The sequence below is a fragment of the Paenibacillus sp. 203 genome (assembly GCF_037027525.1).
Classification (GTDB): Bacteria; Bacillota; Bacilli; order Paenibacillales; family Paenibacillaceae; genus Paenibacillus; species Paenibacillus polymyxa_B.
Genome location: NZ_JAXCHD010000003.1, coordinates 17,894 through 34,967, shown reverse-complemented (window position 1 = coordinate 34,967; position 17,074 = coordinate 17,894). Strand labels below are relative to the sequence as shown.

General features: G+C 44.9%; 15 protein-coding genes. 7 read left to right on the top strand and 8 right to left on the bottom strand.

Features of this window, described 5'->3' with window-relative positions; translation table 11 throughout:
- Window positions 1–200: 200 nt before the first annotated feature.
- The gene (locus WA407_RS06480) at window positions 201–1,091 is read right to left on the bottom strand and encodes a DMT family transporter (RefSeq protein WP_336077011.1); all 891 of its coding nucleotides are present in this window, start codon (window positions 1,089–1,091) and stop codon (window positions 201–203) included.
- Between the two features lie 302 nt (window positions 1,092–1,393).
- Between WA407_RS06480 and WA407_RS06475 the strand changes: the two genes are divergently transcribed.
- From WA407_RS06475 to WA407_RS06455, 5 genes are all read left to right on the top strand, one after another.
- Window positions 1,394–1,795, top strand: coding sequence for a hypothetical protein (locus tag WA407_RS06475; RefSeq protein ID WP_336077010.1), 402 nt, complete (start codon window positions 1,394–1,396; stop codon window positions 1,793–1,795).
- Window positions 1,796–2,011: 216 nt separating this feature from the next.
- Window positions 2,012–2,707: a spore germination protein gene (locus WA407_RS06470; RefSeq protein WP_336077009.1), complete on the top strand. Its 696-nt coding sequence runs from the start codon at window positions 2,012–2,014 to the stop codon at window positions 2,705–2,707.
- Complete coding sequence (locus WA407_RS06465) at window positions 2,704–3,480, top strand: spore germination protein (protein WP_442952025.1); 777 nt, start codon at window positions 2,704–2,706, stop codon at window positions 3,478–3,480. Before WA407_RS06470 ends, WA407_RS06465 begins: the two co-directional genes overlap by 4 nt.
- A 15-nt stretch (window positions 3,481–3,495) precedes the next feature.
- A complete protein-coding gene (locus WA407_RS06460) occupies window positions 3,496–4,563 on the top strand; it encodes a GerAB/ArcD/ProY family transporter (protein ID WP_336077202.1) in 1,068 nt (355 codons plus the stop codon).
- Window positions 4,560–5,681: a Ger(x)C family spore germination protein gene (locus tag WA407_RS06455; RefSeq protein ID WP_250268751.1), complete on the top strand. Its 1,122-nt coding sequence runs from the start codon at window positions 4,560–4,562 to the stop codon at window positions 5,679–5,681. Before WA407_RS06460 ends, WA407_RS06455 begins: the two co-directional genes overlap by 4 nt.
- Before the next feature lie 14 nt (window positions 5,682–5,695).
- Here WA407_RS06455 and WA407_RS06450 read toward each other — a convergent pair whose 3' ends face one another.
- A complete protein-coding gene (locus WA407_RS06450; protein ID WP_336077008.1) occupies window positions 5,696–8,221 on the bottom strand; it encodes a transglycosylase domain-containing protein in 2,526 nt (841 codons plus the stop codon).
- A 216-nt stretch (window positions 8,222–8,437) separates the two neighbouring features.
- Here WA407_RS06450 and WA407_RS06445 point away from each other — a divergent pair, with 216 nt between their 5' ends.
- The gene (locus WA407_RS06445) at window positions 8,438–9,706 is read left to right on the top strand and encodes a DNA polymerase IV (protein WP_336077007.1); all 1,269 of its coding nucleotides are present in this window, start codon (window positions 8,438–8,440) and stop codon (window positions 9,704–9,706) included.
- Between the two features lie 154 nt (window positions 9,707–9,860).
- On the opposite strand, the gene WA407_RS06440 is transcribed toward WA407_RS06445, so the two are convergent.
- The 4 genes from WA407_RS06440 to WA407_RS06425 all read right to left on the bottom strand — a co-directional run bounded on the left by WA407_RS06440 (window position 9,861) and on the right by WA407_RS06425 (window position 15,013).
- On the bottom strand, window positions 9,861–10,148 hold the full coding sequence (locus tag WA407_RS06440; protein WP_061829033.1) for a stage VI sporulation protein F: 288 nt from the start codon (window positions 10,146–10,148) through the stop codon (window positions 9,861–9,863).
- Window positions 10,149–10,259: 111 nt separating this feature from the next.
- Window positions 10,260–12,308: an ATP-dependent DNA helicase RecG gene (gene recG / locus WA407_RS06435; protein WP_336077201.1), complete on the bottom strand. Its 2,049-nt coding sequence runs from the start codon at window positions 12,306–12,308 to the stop codon at window positions 10,260–10,262.
- A gap of 1 nt (window position 12,309) precedes the next feature.
- Complete coding sequence (locus WA407_RS06430) at window positions 12,310–13,179, bottom strand: DegV family protein (protein ID WP_336077006.1); 870 nt, start codon at window positions 13,177–13,179, stop codon at window positions 12,310–12,312.
- 49 nt (window positions 13,180–13,228) lie between these two features.
- On the bottom strand, window positions 13,229–15,013 hold the full coding sequence (locus WA407_RS06425) for a DAK2 domain-containing protein (RefSeq protein WP_254328365.1): 1,785 nt from the start codon (window positions 15,011–15,013) through the stop codon (window positions 13,229–13,231).
- Between the two features lie 508 nt (window positions 15,014–15,521).
- Here WA407_RS06425 and rpmB point away from each other — a divergent pair.
- On the top strand, window positions 15,522–15,710 hold the full coding sequence (rpmB, locus tag WA407_RS06420; protein WP_013310881.1) for a 50S ribosomal protein L28: 189 nt from the start codon (window positions 15,522–15,524) through the stop codon (window positions 15,708–15,710).
- Between the two features lie 223 nt (window positions 15,711–15,933).
- Here the strand turns inward: rpmB and spoVM are convergent, their stop codons facing one another.
- The gene (gene spoVM / locus WA407_RS06415) at window positions 15,934–16,014 is read right to left on the bottom strand and encodes a stage V sporulation protein SpoVM (protein WP_010345573.1); all 81 of its coding nucleotides are present in this window, start codon (window positions 16,012–16,014) and stop codon (window positions 15,934–15,936) included.
- Between the two features lie 389 nt (window positions 16,015–16,403).
- On the bottom strand, window positions 16,404–17,072 hold the full coding sequence (rpe, locus tag WA407_RS06410) for a ribulose-phosphate 3-epimerase (RefSeq protein ID WP_336077004.1): 669 nt from the start codon (window positions 17,070–17,072) through the stop codon (window positions 16,404–16,406).
- Window positions 17,073–17,074: the final 2 nt, after the last annotated feature.

Here is a 17,074-nt window from a genome sequence, read left to right as displayed (position 1 = left end):
CATTTCTGTGGTACATATAATTCTATAATTTATTATACCACACCTTGTCACCTGCTAAACAGCTTGCTTTTTTGCTGCACCATATTTTATTTTATGTGTGAGCATGCTTTATTGTATGTGCGAATTAACGTATTATACCGAAGGTTTGGCGAATGTACATTTAATATAGCCCAAAGCGTATTTTATTTCTGTTTAGATGATTATCCACTTAATTTGGCGGTTCTACGCTGGTTGGCCATAAACACCCCTCCAAGTATAAGGACCAGCCCGGTCAGAACGTTCCAGCCGATATGTTCATTCAGGAGCAAAAAGCCCCATACGATGGCACTTACTGGCACAAAATACGTCACCGAAGAAGCAAATTCCGCGCTCCCCCGCAAAATCATGTAATTGAACAAAATATATGCTACTCCTGATCCCAAAACTCCCAGCCCTATAAGGGAACCCAATACACCTGGATCAGAAACAATCGACAAATCAGGTCTCTCCACAATTGCCATCATAATGCCACCCCCTACCACCGCACCAAACAGTGTCGCAAAGGTAGCCTGATACATGGAAAGATTGGAGAGAAAACGTTTGGAGAGCTGTGTTCCAAATCCATAGCAGAGAGTCGCAAGCAGCATACACCCAAAACCCACAGGATCAACAGAAATAATAGATGCAGGATTAATACCCAATAAAATAATAATTCCTACAAAAGCGAGCCCCATTCCTAACCACTGCATCCGATGAAAAATAGCCCCGAAAAAAACAAGCCCCACCAACATGGTCCATATTGGCGTGGTGGCATTCAATACAGAAGCCATGCTGCTAGCTATTTTGGTCTCGCTAAAACCGATCAATGTCCATGGCAAAACCATGTTGACCAAAGCTACCAGAGTAACCGATTTCCACGGAATGCTTTTAATTTTAAACGGCCTGCGCATAAGTAGCATTAATAAGACGATAAAAATAAGTCCAAAGCTGGATCTAAGAAATACAATAGTCCACGGTCCTACTTGATGTAGCAACAACACCTTGATAAACATAAACGAACCGCCCCAAATGAGGCTCAACAATAATAAAGCTGCATATAACGAACGTGACAATATGTATACCTTCTTTCTCCACTTTCTTAAGTTAAATAATAGAGGCTGACCGCAGTCAGAACGATCTCCCCTTTTATGTAAGTTTTTATCCATTAGCTTAACATAAACTCTGTTTGACTGTCATTGGCGATAAACTCAAGAATTCTTTACACAATGGCACATGGGTATCGCTCTCTACCACTTTTCCAATAATTGAGGATTGCCTTAGCCATGGAAAAATCCCTATGATGAGGTATAAATAGAACACACGTTCTATATAATGATTATATATTGTATTCTTACTCGGAGTAAAGGAGATTTTTATGCCAAGCCAAAAGACACTGAACCACAAGAATAAAGCTCCTTTGCCTTCTGAAGAAGACGCAGGGCTGATCAAGATCTGTGTACTTCTAACTCTTGTGCTGGATGTGCTGGAACGAGACATTCGTATTATACATACCTCCCCTCTAAAAATGCCTGATTTGTATGTTCGTAGCCTGACTGGAGTACAACAGCGTGTAGCTGTTCAATTAGCAGAGACAAAGGCGCGAATGAAAACACTAGGGGTTAAAATATACAGCGAAATCCGAAATCATGAAGGCGTAGAGGTTTTGTATATATGCCGCGGCTATCAAAGACGATTTTTCATGCTTTCATCCTTTGCCCGCAGCGAGGTCCGGCGGAAACTGGGACACTATCTAGGAATTGATCCGACGCAAGAGTAAGCCCCCTTGTAATCTAGTCTCTAGTTCTTGCACGATTAAATTTCATTCCTCGCAAAATAACCAACCCATTTCCCATTTCCAACCTAAATTCTAGTATAAAACTATTGCATTACGCAAAGTGAAGGTGATTCAAGAATGGATAAGTCACCAGATCATGGATAAATTCAATCCATATGGCACACATTATGCCTATCTCATCCAAAAAGGAGGGCTCTCTTGGCTGGACATGACGCAGCTTCCGTTGAATTAAACAGAAATGTTTCCTTTATTGAGCAAGCCCTTTTTTATACGGATGATTTAAAAAAACAGGCAATTTCCGTTGACGGCAAAGACGGTATGCTGCTCTATATTGATTCGCTCGTAGATCAGGAGATGATTCAAACTCATATTCTGAGTGCCTTATATGAGAAAATCGATGCAGTCTCTCATCAAATGTTCACCACCTTAAGCAGTCAAAAAGACACCGACCTTCAAAATGCTACTGATTCGCTTATTCAGGGATATTGCATTTTTATGATAAATGGGGCGGAAGAATTTTTTATCCTTTCTTCCGAAAAGACGTATGCTCGCAGTACGGACGAACCAGAAAACGAAGGGGTTATTCGCGGACCGCACAATGGATTCATTGAGCAGTTATCCATCAATCTGAATCTGATTCGCAAACAAATTGTCACACCGTCGCTGGTTGTACGCTACTTTTATGTGGGATCTAAAACCCGGACTAAAATCGCTATTGTCTATGTTCAAGACTTGGCTAATCCTGAGCTAGTGGAAGCAGTGAAAACGAGAATTAAAGCGATCTCCTCCGATATGGTGCTCTCCCCCGGTTTTATTTTATTCAAGAGTTTATTAAGGACAACCCTTTTTCCCTCTTCCCTCAACAGCTCAGCACGGAACGACCGGATCGTGTGACCGCCAATCTAATGGAGGGACGGATAGCGATTTTGGCTGAAGGTAGCCCTACTGCTCTAATAGCTCCCGTCTCTTTTTTTGCATTTTACCAAAGTCCAGATGATTATCACGGCCGTTGGATTATTAGTTCATTTCTAAGAACGATTCGAATGATGAGCTTTTTGATCGCTTTTACGCTGCCTGCTATTTACATTGCGACAATTGCTTTTCATCCAGCTATTTTGCCACTAGAGTTGGCGCATACCATTAAAAAATCACTGGAAAATGTTCCATTCCCAGCGATTGTGGAGGCTATGCTGCTTGAATTGATCTTTGAGGTGCTACGAGAAGCCGGGGTCCGTCTACCCAGTCGGGTTGGCCAAACTATTGGAATCGTTGGTGGTCTCGTCATCGGAGATGCTATCGTTCGGGCTGGTCTCGTGTCGTATACGATGATCATCGTCGTCTCGTTAACAGCCATTTCTTCTTTTTTAGTGCCTTCTCATGAAATGAGCTCAGCGGTTCGTATCCTTCGTTTTCCGATGATGATTGCTGCAGCCTTGTTTGGATACATTGGCATTGCTTTCGGTTTGCTTTTTCTTACTATCCACCTTTGCAAGCTGGAGACCTTCGGTACGCCCTACTTTGCTCCTCTTGCACCATTCCGGCTCAGTGATATGAAAGATGTTTTTATCCGCTTTCCGATTTGGACATTTCATCAGCGACCATATGATTCCCAAGCCCAAAAATTGAAGCAGCAGAACGACTCTAGGAGCTGGAAACGACGTGAATAAAGAAAGTACCATTGCATCGGGTCAACTTTTTTTCTCATCATCAAGTTTGAGATTGGCGTAGACATTTTGTCACTTCCCTATCAGATGCACCTTTCAGCTAAAGGAGGGGGTTGGATATCTGTCATTATTGGCGGCCTTTTGATTCAACTCATTATTTTGATGTGCTGGCTTCTGCTAAGACGTTTTCCCTCCTCTTCGATTTATCAAATATTAACCCAAATTACTGGTTGCTGGATTGGAAAAGCATTGACTGTGGCTTACATCGCTTACTATCTGCTTATGGGTACCTCCGTTCTTGTGAACGCATACGACGTCATCAATCGCTGGATGCTGCAATATACTCCCCGTTGGGCTATACTTGCACTGTTTTTGTTCAGTAGCATATATCTGGTTCGCGAAAATTTAAGAACAATTGCTCGAGTGCTTGTTTTAATTTCATTTCTGATTTTTCCCATGATGCTGTTAATTAGCTATGGTATAAAGCAGTCCAACCCGCTTTATCTGCTACCTCTGACTGAGGCGGGATGGCCCCGTATTATTGTCGGTTCAAAAGAAACGCTCCTAGCGATGTTTGGTTTTGAGTTCATTCTTGTCGTCTTTCCCATGGTTGAGGGCAAAAGTATAGGCAAGCTCAAGTCAATTTTGGCAGCTAACGCGATCGTGGTACTATTGTATTGTTTTACTGTATTTACCTGTACAACCGCATTCAGCCCCCAACAGCTTGAATTAATGCCGGAGCCAGTCATTTATTTGCTCAGATCCATTCCACTGGGAACGATGGATCGGGTCGATTTTATTTTTCTACCGATTTGGCTCATTTCGATCTTTGGTGCTATAAGTGGTTATTATTATGCGGCGTCTTACGGAATAAGCTATCTATTCAAGCAAAAGAGTCACAAAAAGGCGGTTCCCTTTGTTGTGCTCGCCTCATGTTGTATTGCCTATTTGCCTCAACGAAGAGAAGATTTCGAGCTTATTGGTTCCATAGCTAATAACTCTGCTTATATTTTCCTAATTGTGTTCCCTTTTCTGCTGCTGATCCTATCGTATCTCTTCAAAAAAAAGGAGGGACCTGAAACATGAAAAAAAAGAGCAGAGCGCTTGGAATGCTAACTCTACTCATTTTTATAACAGGCTGCTGGGATCAGGACAATTTGAAGGATGCCCGAATGGCAAATGCATCGGCTTATGATCTCACTCCTGAAGGCATGTTGCTGCAAACGCTAGAAGTTGTAGACGATTCTCAAAGCAATCAAGGTAAAAGCACCAATGAAATTCACTCAGGCACCGGTCATTCCGTTCGGCAAAGCACAGACAAAATCCGGGCTAAAGTAACCGGGGATATCCGCTTTTTCAAATACGGAGTTATTCTGTATGGTACAAGCTTGGCCCGAAAAGATCTATATCCCTATCTGGATGTGCTGTATCGTGAGCCTGACCATCCGACTTCCCATGTCAAGGTAGCTATTGTAGATGGATTAGCTGGAGAAATAATAGATCAAAAAGGCATAGGTAACCTCTTAATTGGCGAATTTATAACCAAAAAAATCAGAAGCCTTGAGGAAATGTGTATGTTCCCGGAAATGACACTGGAGACATTGCTCCCCCCAATGCTTGATCCGGGTCAAGATTTTGTGCTTCCCTATCTTTCCAAAGAAGGAGAAGATATTGCAGCACGTGGAATTGCCTTATTTCACGGACAAAAATTCACAGGAAGCCTAAGTAATGAGCAAGGTGTTTTATATGTCCTGATGACTGGAAAGTGGAAAAATACAGCTCGCTTTGTAAAAAGGATACATCCAGGATCTGTCGGTGATGTGCAAAACTTTATTACGTATCAGGCTAACATTCAGAATGTCAAACGTAGCCTTAAAGTGAAAGTTCAGCGCGATGGACAAATTGATGTGGAGCTTAACCTGAAATTGCCTGTCGATATTGTTGAATATGCACGTAATCATCTTCAAGATAAAGCTAACGTACGGCGTCTAAACCGTCAACTTTCCGAAATCATGACCCAGGATGCGGAACAAATTATCCGTACACTTCAGGAAAATGGATGTGATGCCTTTGGCGTAGGCAGACAGTTGATCGCTCATCATCCAGCAGTATGGAAAAGTGTAGATTGGAATAAAGAATATCCCAATGTCCGTTTTCATCCGCAGGTCACTGTAGACATTGTCGGGAACGGCATTTTAAACTAAGCCGTTCCTGTCGTTTAGTTTTTGGGTTGATCAGATATTATTTCTGGATAAATAACTTCATCAGATTGGGTTTTGGGAGTCTCACTCTGGCTTTCCGATTCAGAAGGAGTCCCCTGTTCGTTTTCAACAGAAGGTTGCGAAGTATCTGTTGATGGCACATCGTTATTCTCATCAGGCATTTCTATCTCTGTGTCTGCTTCAGGAACAGCAGAATCCGTTTCCTCTGGTGGAATTTTCTCTTGATCTATTGCAGGTACCTCAACCTCTGGGACTTCTTTTTCCTTGATATCTGGTTTGGACGGGACCACTGGTCTAGCAGAACGCGGAAGCCGTTCTCTTCCAACTTCAGTAGGCACATACTTTTGATTAAACCAGTCAGTCACAAGTTGACCCGATTGACGGGAATAACGCCCTGGCAGCTTACCTGTAAGGCTAGAAACCGTAACTCTTACAACACCTTCCGGCCGTATAAAGTGCTTATTCTTAAAAAGTTCAGGCTGGTCCTTGACCGCCTCATTCATGATCAGTGCCCACACTGACTGTGCTCTGGAATGGCCTTCTTGAGATAATGTATTAACCTGTTGGCGGTAACCAGCCCAGACGCCTAGTGTAACGTCAGGTGTGTACCCCATAAACCACACATCACCAAAGTTTTGTGTTGTACCGGTTTTACCGGCGATATCAATGGCACCGTAGCTTTTAAAAGCATTTTGCAGGCGTTTACCAGTTCCCCTCGGATCTGATATAACAGTTTTAAGCATATCCGTCATCAAAAATGCGGTTTGCTGCGAATATACACGCTTCGTCTGCGGTTTAAATTCATATATGATCTTCCCGTTGGCATCCGTAATTTTGCTAATCAGATGAGGTGCATTATATACACCCATATTGGGAATCGTTCCATATGCTGCGGTCAGTTCCTCGACGGATACCCCTTTGCTTAGTCCACCCAGAACCCCTGTCTGAGCATGTTCATCCTGCGGCTGAATCGTCGTAATTCCAAGAGAACGCACAAAATTCCAAGCGTTTGGAATTTTAACTTCATATAAGAACAGCCTCAGTGCAGGGATATTGATTGACCGATTGAGTGCTTCACGGGCTGTCATAAGCCCCTCGTACCGTCTGTTATAATTTTTAGGAATATGATAACCTTTACGCCCGTCCTTCAATATGATTTGTGAATCATCAATAAGACCGGCTGGCTGAGTGTAGCCCTTTTCCAAAGCAGGTAAATAAGCAGCAATAGGCTTCATGGCAGAACCGGGCTGACGTGTCATTTGAGTTGCATAGTTCATTTGCTCGGTATTAAAATCCCTGCCCTCGATCATACCGAGTATAGCCCCTGTTTTATGATCAATCATGATTGCTGCAATCTGCTCTAATCCCTTCTTCTTACTGTATGGAGAAAAGTTTTGTGGATTGGCTGCAATCTGCCGCATATTGTTATAAATTTTCTTATTTATCGTTGTATAAATTCGATATCCGGACCGTTGCAACTCTTCTCGCGTATTTTGAAGAAGCTCGGCATGCTCAGGCTTGGAAATCTCGGATGCCGTGATATCCGGATTTTGCTGGAGCGCTAACAATTGGGCGGCTTCTCGCTCTGTCTCCAGCATTAAATAAGGGAATGTGTTATAACTTTTTTCGCGATGTGGCGCAAGAGTGGCTTTCACATCAAATTGAAGCGCCTCGTTATATTCGGATAGCGTAAGTTTACCTGTTGCCAGCATTCTTCCCAACACGACACGCTGGCGCTCCATCGCTTTATTGAAGCCTTCTTCATCAAAGTTCCCTTTACCATCAAAAGCGGAATAAACAGATGGCAGTTGGGGAAGACCTGCCAAATAAGCCGCCTGAGCAATATGAAGCTTATGTAGATCACTTACATTGAAAATCCCTAACGAAGCAGACTTGATTCCATATAAATTGTAACCAGCGGAACCATTACCAAAGGGCATTTTGTTTAAGTAAGCCGTTAATATTTTATCCTTACCCATAAAACGCTCCATACGCAGTGCCAGCAGCATTTCCTTCACCTTGCGGCTGTCCGTCTTATCCAGACTGAGAAAAACCCTTCGGGCTACCTGCTGCGTCAGTGTGCTGCCGCCTGTTTGGCGGTTTTCATTCAAAAGCTTCTGCTTAACAGCACGAGCTGTTCCCTTTAAATCCACACCACGATGCTCATAAAATTGGCTGTCTTCCGTTGAAATGAGGGCATCCACAATAGACTGAGGGACATCCTTCAGATCAACGAGCTGTCGATCCTCCTCCATGCGCATTCTTCCAACCGGAGTTACCTGATCATTAAAAAATACAAAGCTGGTCAGAGCGTTCTCATTTACCTTTTCATATATCAACTGACGTGATCGTACAGGTTCATCATGAACCAGTGCCGCTACATAACCGGATATAAGACCTCCAGCAAATAGCACTCCAAGTACACCCGCAAACGAGAACCACTTGATATTAATCAGCAAAACTCTGCCAAAAATACGCCACCTACTGCGTTTTTGAGATGATGGTCGACGTTTTGGGTTCATAAAAATGGTTTTCTCCCCTCAATATTCATTCATTTCCACTTGTTTTTGCTCAAGATATTATGATACGCCATGTTAGGTTTTCCGTAAACTGTAACGTTCCAAAAAATACATTTGTATTAAGAACACTTGTTCTGTATATAATACTACTATAAGAGTATACATTCAAGAATATTTTGGAAGAATAATCCACACATTTCAGGAGAGGAGGTCGGATTTTTGAAGGAGCGCAGAAATAGAACCATATTCTTATCGGACTGCCAAAGTTTTTATACCAGCATCGAAAAAGCAGATGATCCCAAATACCAACATAAGCCACTCGTTGTGGCCGGTGACCCTGCACTTCGTTCAGGCATTATTTTAGCTGCGTGTCCGCTGGCCAAAAAATACGGTATATCTACAGCAGAACGTCTGGGAGAAGCGGTTAAAAAATGTCCTGACCTTATCATTGTACGTCCGCGTATGCAGCATTATATCGATGTCTCATTAAAAATAACAGAAATTTATAATGAATATACGGATTTGGTTGAGGTTTTCAGCATTGATGAACAGTTTCTGGATATGAGCGGAAGCCTCTCCCTGTTCGGGGATCCGGTGAGTATTGCAAGTGAAATTCAGCAAAAGGTACTGGCACAAACAGGAGTATGGATTCGAATTGGTATCGGCTCCAACAAAATGCTGGCTAAAATCGCAACAGATATATGGGCTAAAAAAAATGACAGTGGCATTTTCTTGTTGCCTGCATCCGATATTGCAGCGTTGCTATGGCCCCAGCCAGTACGTCTTATGTTCGGCATCGGTTCGCGAATGGAACGGCATTTGGAGAAGCTTGGACTACACACCATTGGAGATATCGCACGTACTCCCTTACCTCGGCTACAGGACAAATTCCGGTCTCATTTCGGTAAGCAGTCCGATATTCAGGCAGAGGTAATATGGCGAACTGCTAACGGGATCGATCACAGCCCGGTCAAGCCGGAAACATTTAATACACCTCCCAAATCCATCGGTCATATGATGACTCTTCCTCGAGACTATCTCCAGCCTGCGGAAGTGGAAACCATCCTGCTTGAACTAACAGAGGAGGTGTGTCGGGACGCCCGCCGCAAAGGATATATGGGCTCGGTTGTGACTGTTCATTGTATATGCAGTCCCTACGAGGCACCAACCGGATTCTCCCGACAAATGAAGATACCCGATCCTACAAACCATACCCAAAAGGTATATGAAACCGTTAAAAAAATCTTTTATACTTTTTGGAATCATATGCCTGTGAAGCGCGCAGGAGTTACTTTAAGCGGATTGGTGGATGATCAACTGTATCAACTGGATTTTTTTGAGGATCAGGAGCGATCCCGTGCTTTGGAAAAGGTGACGGACACTTTAAAGGATCGGTACGGTCAGTCCATCATCATGCGCGCGTCGTCGTTAACAGATGCCGGGCAGGCCATGGAACGGTCTATCAAAATTGGCGGTCATTACAAATAAAAAATCTCATGATAAGCTCACACTAGCTATTGCCCGGGGAATGAACTAGCTAAAACAAACCAAAAAGGATCGCCTGATATCAGGCAATCCTTTTTTTATCTGTGCTTCACAAAAAAACATGGAGAGCGCTTCGAAGCACCTCTTCAAATAGCAATCAACGGAACATTCCCCACAGCTTGATTAGATGGAATGTATTGGACGGATCAATTTTTTGTGCCAATACGAAGGCGGTCAATTGCTCCTCCTGCGCAGCCGTCAAACGCTCGTTTAAAATAGCAGAAGTAGTCTTCACAAGATGACGCACCTTAGCTTTATTTTGCAGGTCCGCTTTAGTCACACCTTCGATCTGCTGCTTAACCCGATCCTTGAGCGCACGATTTTTCATTTTCAACTTAATCCGCTCCACCAGTTGCGGACTGATTCCATATTGCTGATAGCTCAATGTTGCCACACCTCCCATATCATTCGGTCATTCCCAAATATATGACGGTCAGCCTGTCCATTGTGCCTATCTGTTTAAAACGTTTAGAACAACCTCCTGATTCATGGTGGATTAGTCGATGAGATCCCCTTGGAAAATCTGCTCTTTTTGCAAATAACCGCGCAGTGCTTCATACTGCGGAGATGTCCAAAAGGACGCATCCTTGATCAGATCAGTTGCATCCTCACGCGCCTTTTCCAGCACCTCAAAATCCGCTACCATATCTGCTAAACGAAACTCGGGTAGCCCACTCTGCTTGGTGCCAAAAAAGTCACCCGGCCCTCTCAAATCCAGATCGCGTCTAGCCACCTCAAAACCATCGTCCGTATCGGTCATAACCTTCATCCGCTCCTGACCAACCTCCGACTTAGGATCAGCGATCAGTACACAATACGAGGCATGTGCTCCCCGTCCGACACGTCCACGTAATTGATGTAACTGGGACAGCCCAAAACGATCCGCATCCATAATGATCATTAGAGTCGCATTGGGGACGTCTACCCCCACCTCCACAACCGTCGTTGAAACGAGCAACTGAACCTCATTCGCATAGAAAGAACGCATAACTTCTTCCTTTTCTGCGGGAGTCATTCGTCCATGTAATAGCCCAACGCGGTAATGTGGAAAAGCCTGTTGCATTTGAATATGCAAATCAATGGCATTCTGTACGTCCAGCTTCTCCGACTCTTCAATCAACGGACAAATCAGATAAGCCTGCCGTCCCTGATCTACCTCGCGGGAAATAAAACCAAGTACCCGATCCATCAGTTCGTGCTTCACCCAATAGGTGGAAATTGGAATACGCCCCTTCGGCCGCTCTGACAACGTAGAAACATCCATATCGCCAAACGCAGTGATGGCCAGCGTACGAGGGATCGGTGTGGCCGTCATCGTCAGCACATCGGGATTATAGCCTTTGCGACGCAGTACACTACGCTGGTTCACTCCGAATCTATGCTGCTCATCCGTTACAACAAGCCCAAGCTGGCGAAAATATACATCTTCCTGAATGAGAGCATGGGTGCCTACTACAATGTCCAGCAGACCCATTTGGAGAGCAGCTAGCAGCTCCTTACGCTTCTTCCCGGTTGTACTCCCAGTCAGTAGGCCCACACTGATTCCAAAGGGCTCAAACAGCTTGTGAAGCGACCTCATATGCTGCTCGGCCAATATTTCGGTTGGCACCATCAGCGCTCCCTGAAAACCCGAACGTACTGTGGCAAATAAACCGATGGCAGCAACAACTGTTTTACCTGACCCAACATCTCCCTGAAGCAAACGGTTCATACAATAAGGTGAGCGTAGATCGTGCAGTATTTCAAGCTCTACCTTCTTCTGTGCATCCGTTAATTCAAAAGGCAAAGCCCTTACAAATTCACGAATCGTGGCGTTATCCACCGTATGTACCACCCCGTCCGCTCGACCACGACTTAGCGCCCGGAATGCCTGCATTTTCAGTTGAAATAAAAATAGCTCCTCATACACCATCCGTCGACGAGCCTCTTGCCCCTCGCGGTTGTCCTGAGGCTGGTGTATACCCGCGATAGCCTGCTTGCGCGGCATCATACTATATTTGCGTACAAGCAACTCAGGCAATATTTCGGGGATCATTTCGCCAAACTGCTGGAGCGTCTGATTCATCGTTTTTCGCATCCAGCTTTGCGTAATCTTGCCGCCTATAGAGTACACCGGTTGAAGCGTCCCCGAGCGGGCTACTCCTTTATCAGGAAACTCAGAATCTGCAACAGTCATCTGCATACGTTTGAGGTCCCATTTACCAGTCACCACAATTTCACGACCAGAGGTTAGCTGCTCCTTCATGAAATGCCGATTAAACCATGTCGCGGTAAACATCCAATCCTCGGCCATCAATTTACAAGTCAACCTTGATTTGCGCCCGTAACGCTGAAGCACCGGAATGCCCATAATTTTGGCATGTACCGTAATCTTATCTCCGTCCTTCACTTCGCTTAGCGAGCGCAGTCGGTAATCTTCATACCGAAACGGATAATATTCCAGCATGTCCTGTATGTTAGAAATGCCAAAAGCGTGAAGCTCTCCCTCTTTGAGAGCACTCACGCCATGTATTTGTTTTAAAGGTATTTGATCCAATTGCAGCATATTACCTCTCATCTCCGGCCGGCCATACAAAAATGCCAATCGTTCCTGGCCCTACATGGGTCCCAATCACAGCGCCAAGTTCAGTATATATTCGATCCCCCAGCTCAAAATGCTCTGCCAGCTGAGCCACGAACGCTTCTGCCGCTGAGCGATCTGCCGTATGACCCACAGCAATATTAATTTTTTGGCCTTTTAAATCCCGCTCCAGTAGTTCAATAATTCGTGCTGTCGCTTTTTTATGCCCTCTCGCCTTATCAACCGAATAAATAATACCTTCTTTGTCAATCGAAAGAATCGGCTTAATGTTAAGCAACGTACCAACCATTGCCGCTGCCTTGCCAATACGTCCGCCTTTTTGTAAGTATTCCAGGGTATCCACCAGGAAATATAAACAACGGCGCTCCCCACGACGTTCCACAGCCCGAACAATATCAGTCGGGGAGTGTCCGGCAGCCGCCAGCTCTGCCGCATAAACCACTAGCATGCCGTATCCGTATGAAGCTGATTTGGAATCCACCACAGTCACTCTATGTTCATGCTTCTCCAGCATGGATCTGCCCAGCAGAGCAGACTGATACGTTCCGCTCACACCCGAGGATAAATGGATAGAGATAACCTGGCTCTCGGGGTATTGCTCCAACAGCGTCGTGTATGTCTCCAAAAAACGGGCTGGTGAAGGCTGTGACGTCGTAGGCAGCTCATCAGCCCGTACTAGTTCGCTGTAAAACTGTGACGCTGACATCTCAATGCCGTCCAGGTAAGCTGTGCTGCCGAACATCACTGTCAAGGGTACAACAACTATACCTAGACGGTCTGCTAATTCTTGTGGAATATCAGCCGTGCTATCCGTCAAAATGATGGTACTGCTCATCAGTCAGACCTCCTTTTGTTGTGGACTTCCATGGGCGTGCTAAAGCACATCAGGTTTCCACTGAGAACAAATAAGGATAAATCGGCTGACCACCTTCATGAACTTCTACTTCAGCATCCGCATAATTTTCTTCAAGCCATGCAACAAGCTGATCTGTGTCTTCTTGATTTGCGTCTGAACCTGTGAGAATCGTAACAATCTCATCGCCATTCACCAGCATTTTCGCTAGCAAAAGACGGGACGTTGCCATTAAGTGTTCCTCGGTCGCTACAATTTTGGAATCCTGAATACCGATGTAGTGCCCGGCTGTAATATGCAGGTCATCAAGCGTCGTATCCCGTACCGCGTAGGTCACTTGGCCAGACTTCACCCGGGTGACTGCGTCACGCATATTGTCCTGATTTACCTCAAAAGCCTCCTCCTCCTGGAAGGCAAATGCTGCTGCAATGCCCTGAGGAATTGTTTTGCTCGGAATAACCGACACCATACGTTCCATCTCTAGCAGTTCACGCGCTTGTTCTGCCGCCAAAATAATATTGGAATTATTCGGAAGAATAAAAATATGTTGAGCCGCAATCGAGCGCGCCGCATTAACGAAGTCCTCTGTGCTCGGATTCATTGTCTGGCCGCCAGAAAGGACAACATCGACGCCTAAACTTCTGAAAATATCAGCAATTCCTTCACCGGAAGCCACAGCTATAAAACCAAAGGATGCCAGTTCATGAGCGGGGGGCTCAGACGGCTCTTCCTCACGTGCAGGCTCTGTTGGTATTTCAGCAAACCACTCAGGCTCAGGAGCAACATCCATACCCGCAGACAACAAATCACGATGCTGCTCGCGCATATTTAAAATACGAATCTGTGTAATTTCTCCGTAACGCAGTGCCAAATTCAGCACTTCACCAGGAGCCTTAGAATGCACGTGAACCTTGATAACATCATCGTCTGAAATTACGATAATAGAATCACCATCTACGGATAACGCTTTCCGGAAGGCTTCTTCATCAAAATCGGTACCTTGCGCTTCGCCCAATTGTCGATTAATAAAAAACTCCATATCATACAAAAATTCAATATTATCCGTTTCGAGCTTCGCTTGCGCAGAAATCGGCGCATCTGGGGAAGGAACAACTGCAGTAGCAGTAGGTCTCTCCGATACGTGAGGAGCAAAAACCGGGCGTACATTATCACTTTTTGCAGTTGGAGACGTCACCAAGCCGCTTCCAATATGTTGCATAAAGCCTTCATAAATATACACAAGGCCTTGCCCACCCGAATCTACAACTCCTACTTGCTTCAGTACAGGGAGCATGTCCTGCGTCATGGCAAGCGTTTCCTTCGCTTTGGCAAGCACTTCTTCCATCAATTCCGTGATGTCGTTCGTCCGGCGCGAGAAAAATACAGCATGCTTGGCCGCTTCCTTCGCCACGGTAAGAATTGTACCCTCCACCGGCTTAACCACCGCCTTGTAGGCCGCATCCACCCCGCTCTGCAATGCCGATGCGAACTGAAGGGTATTCAATTCCTCGTATGGGGCAGCGTAACGGCTGAAGCCACGAAACAACTGAGACAGGATAACCCCTGAATTGCCGCGGGCTCCCATCAGCAAACCTTTGGATAATATGCCGGACATGACACCGATGGAGGAAGAATCCCCCCTCTTTAATTCCGTTACGCCCGCGCTCATCGTCAAATTCATGTTAGTTCCCGTATCACCGTCTGGCACCGGGAATACATTTAGTGAATTGACATGTTCCGCATGCTGCTGTAATTGTTCCGCCCCGGCTAAAACCATTGCGGTAAAATCTGTTCCATTCAAAGAACGATTACTCAAGAGAATTCCCCTTCCTAGCTTAATACACTTGTTTTACTATCAACCTTCACCACACCTTATCCAGCTGTGCCTACAGGTTCAATTAAATTATACTAAAGCCAGACGACGAATACGAATGTCACACTTTCATAAGCTCTTGTACTCACGTCTGGTCGCTCTTCTACAGGTCATATAAAATGAAAAACCAGTCAACTGCCCAACATAAATCATCGGCTGGAATGATAACTATAGTCCCGCCTCTGAACCGCCGGCATGACTGGAATAAGAATTCACATTCCATTTAAATACAAAATAATCGCAGCAATAACTATCCCATATTGTACTATAATGCGAAAGAGAAATAAATAAAGTTTTTGAATCAGTTGACGGAGCTTTTTTGACTATGATATTATATATAAGTATTGTTTTGTTCAGGTTAGTGACTTACAAAGTCCGGCTGACCCAGTCGGCCTGAAGAGAGACCCGTTCCATATGGAATTTGGTTATTTTCAGAATAGGAGGTGGAATCATGTCTCGTAAATGTTCTGTAACAGGCAAAAAGCCTGGCAGCGGTAACCACGTATCTCACGCTAACAACCGTAATCGCCGTACTTGGGGCGTCAACGTACAAAAAGTTCGCATTCTCGTTAACGGTAAACCGAAACGCGTTTATGTCAGCACTCGTGCATTGAAAGCCGGTAAAGTGACTCGCGTGTAGTCGTAAAAAAATATCGTTATAAACAAAAGGCACCTCGTTTTAAACGGGTGCTTTTTTGGTTATTCGAAAAGTAATATCCATCTGGTTCAGGAAAACAAAATGTCAGGCACCTTCCCGTGCGTTCCGATCTTTTACTACCGAGCTACCTTCTGTTATGCCCGGGAAGCGTGCCCTGTGTACCTCTAGCTTTCATCCTACATCCTGTGTTTACATTACGTTGAATTCAGTTTTTCTGGAATGTATTCAAAATGGCCTTAACGAATCCACCCAGAAATTTTGGCAGCTTGATTGTGTAAAACTTCATGCCTCACCCTCCCCATCATCCTCCTGCATCCGTTCTCTGTAGTTTATGCAACCTGTCAAGGGTTGTGCCCCACAAAAAAAGGCTACATGAGAATCCCGCTCATGTAACCATATTTATGCACAACCATCCCAGGCTATACCATCAGACAAGTCCGCGAACATAGAGATATGCTGAGAGTATGAAAATAAACAGGATATAATAAAGTACGCTGCACACCACAAAACCTATTCGTAAACCACGCCGTTCATTTTTTCGAAAATAAAACAGGACAATTAGAACAGCCAAAAGTGAAAGAACAGCATTCCAAGGAGCCTTCACTAGCGAGAAACAGCTAAGGAGCAATCCCGTCGCCATACTCGCTACAGTCATCCACAATGCTTCGGTCAGCTTCACTTGGACAAACGTGCTGCACTGTCCCGAATCGAAGCAATAGCCGCTGCGCGGTCTGCTCTGCCGAATACCGCACTACCAGCCACCAGCACGTCAGCCCCCGCTTCAAATACGGCTGGTGCCGTCTCCTCCGCAATACCTCCGTCTACCTCGATATGTACGTCTGGACGACCCAATTCGTTCAACCAAGCACGGATTTGTCTGATTTTATTTAACGTCTCTGGAATGAAGGACTGACCTCCAAAGCCAGGATTGACCGTCATCACTAGAATCATATCTACATTTGGCAGCACTTCCTTGATCGCATATGGTGAAGTACCCGGATTGAGAGCCACTCCAGCCAGAGCGCCTTTCTGCTTGATCAAGTGAAGGACACCATGCAAATGAACACAGGCCTCAGCATGAACAGTGATGATATCGGCTCCTGCTTTTACGAAATCGCCAATATAGCGTTCAGGATGCTCAATCATCAGATGAACATCCAAGGGAAGAGTCGTGTGCGGACGAATAGCCTGAACGATAGGTGGGCCCAGTGTAATATTGGATACAAAATGTCCATCCATTACGTCCACATGAATCCAGTCTGCCCCTCCTGCCTCAGCTTCCGCAACTTCACTGCCCAAGCGAGCAAAATCAGCGGATAAAATCGACGGTGCTATTTTTAACATAT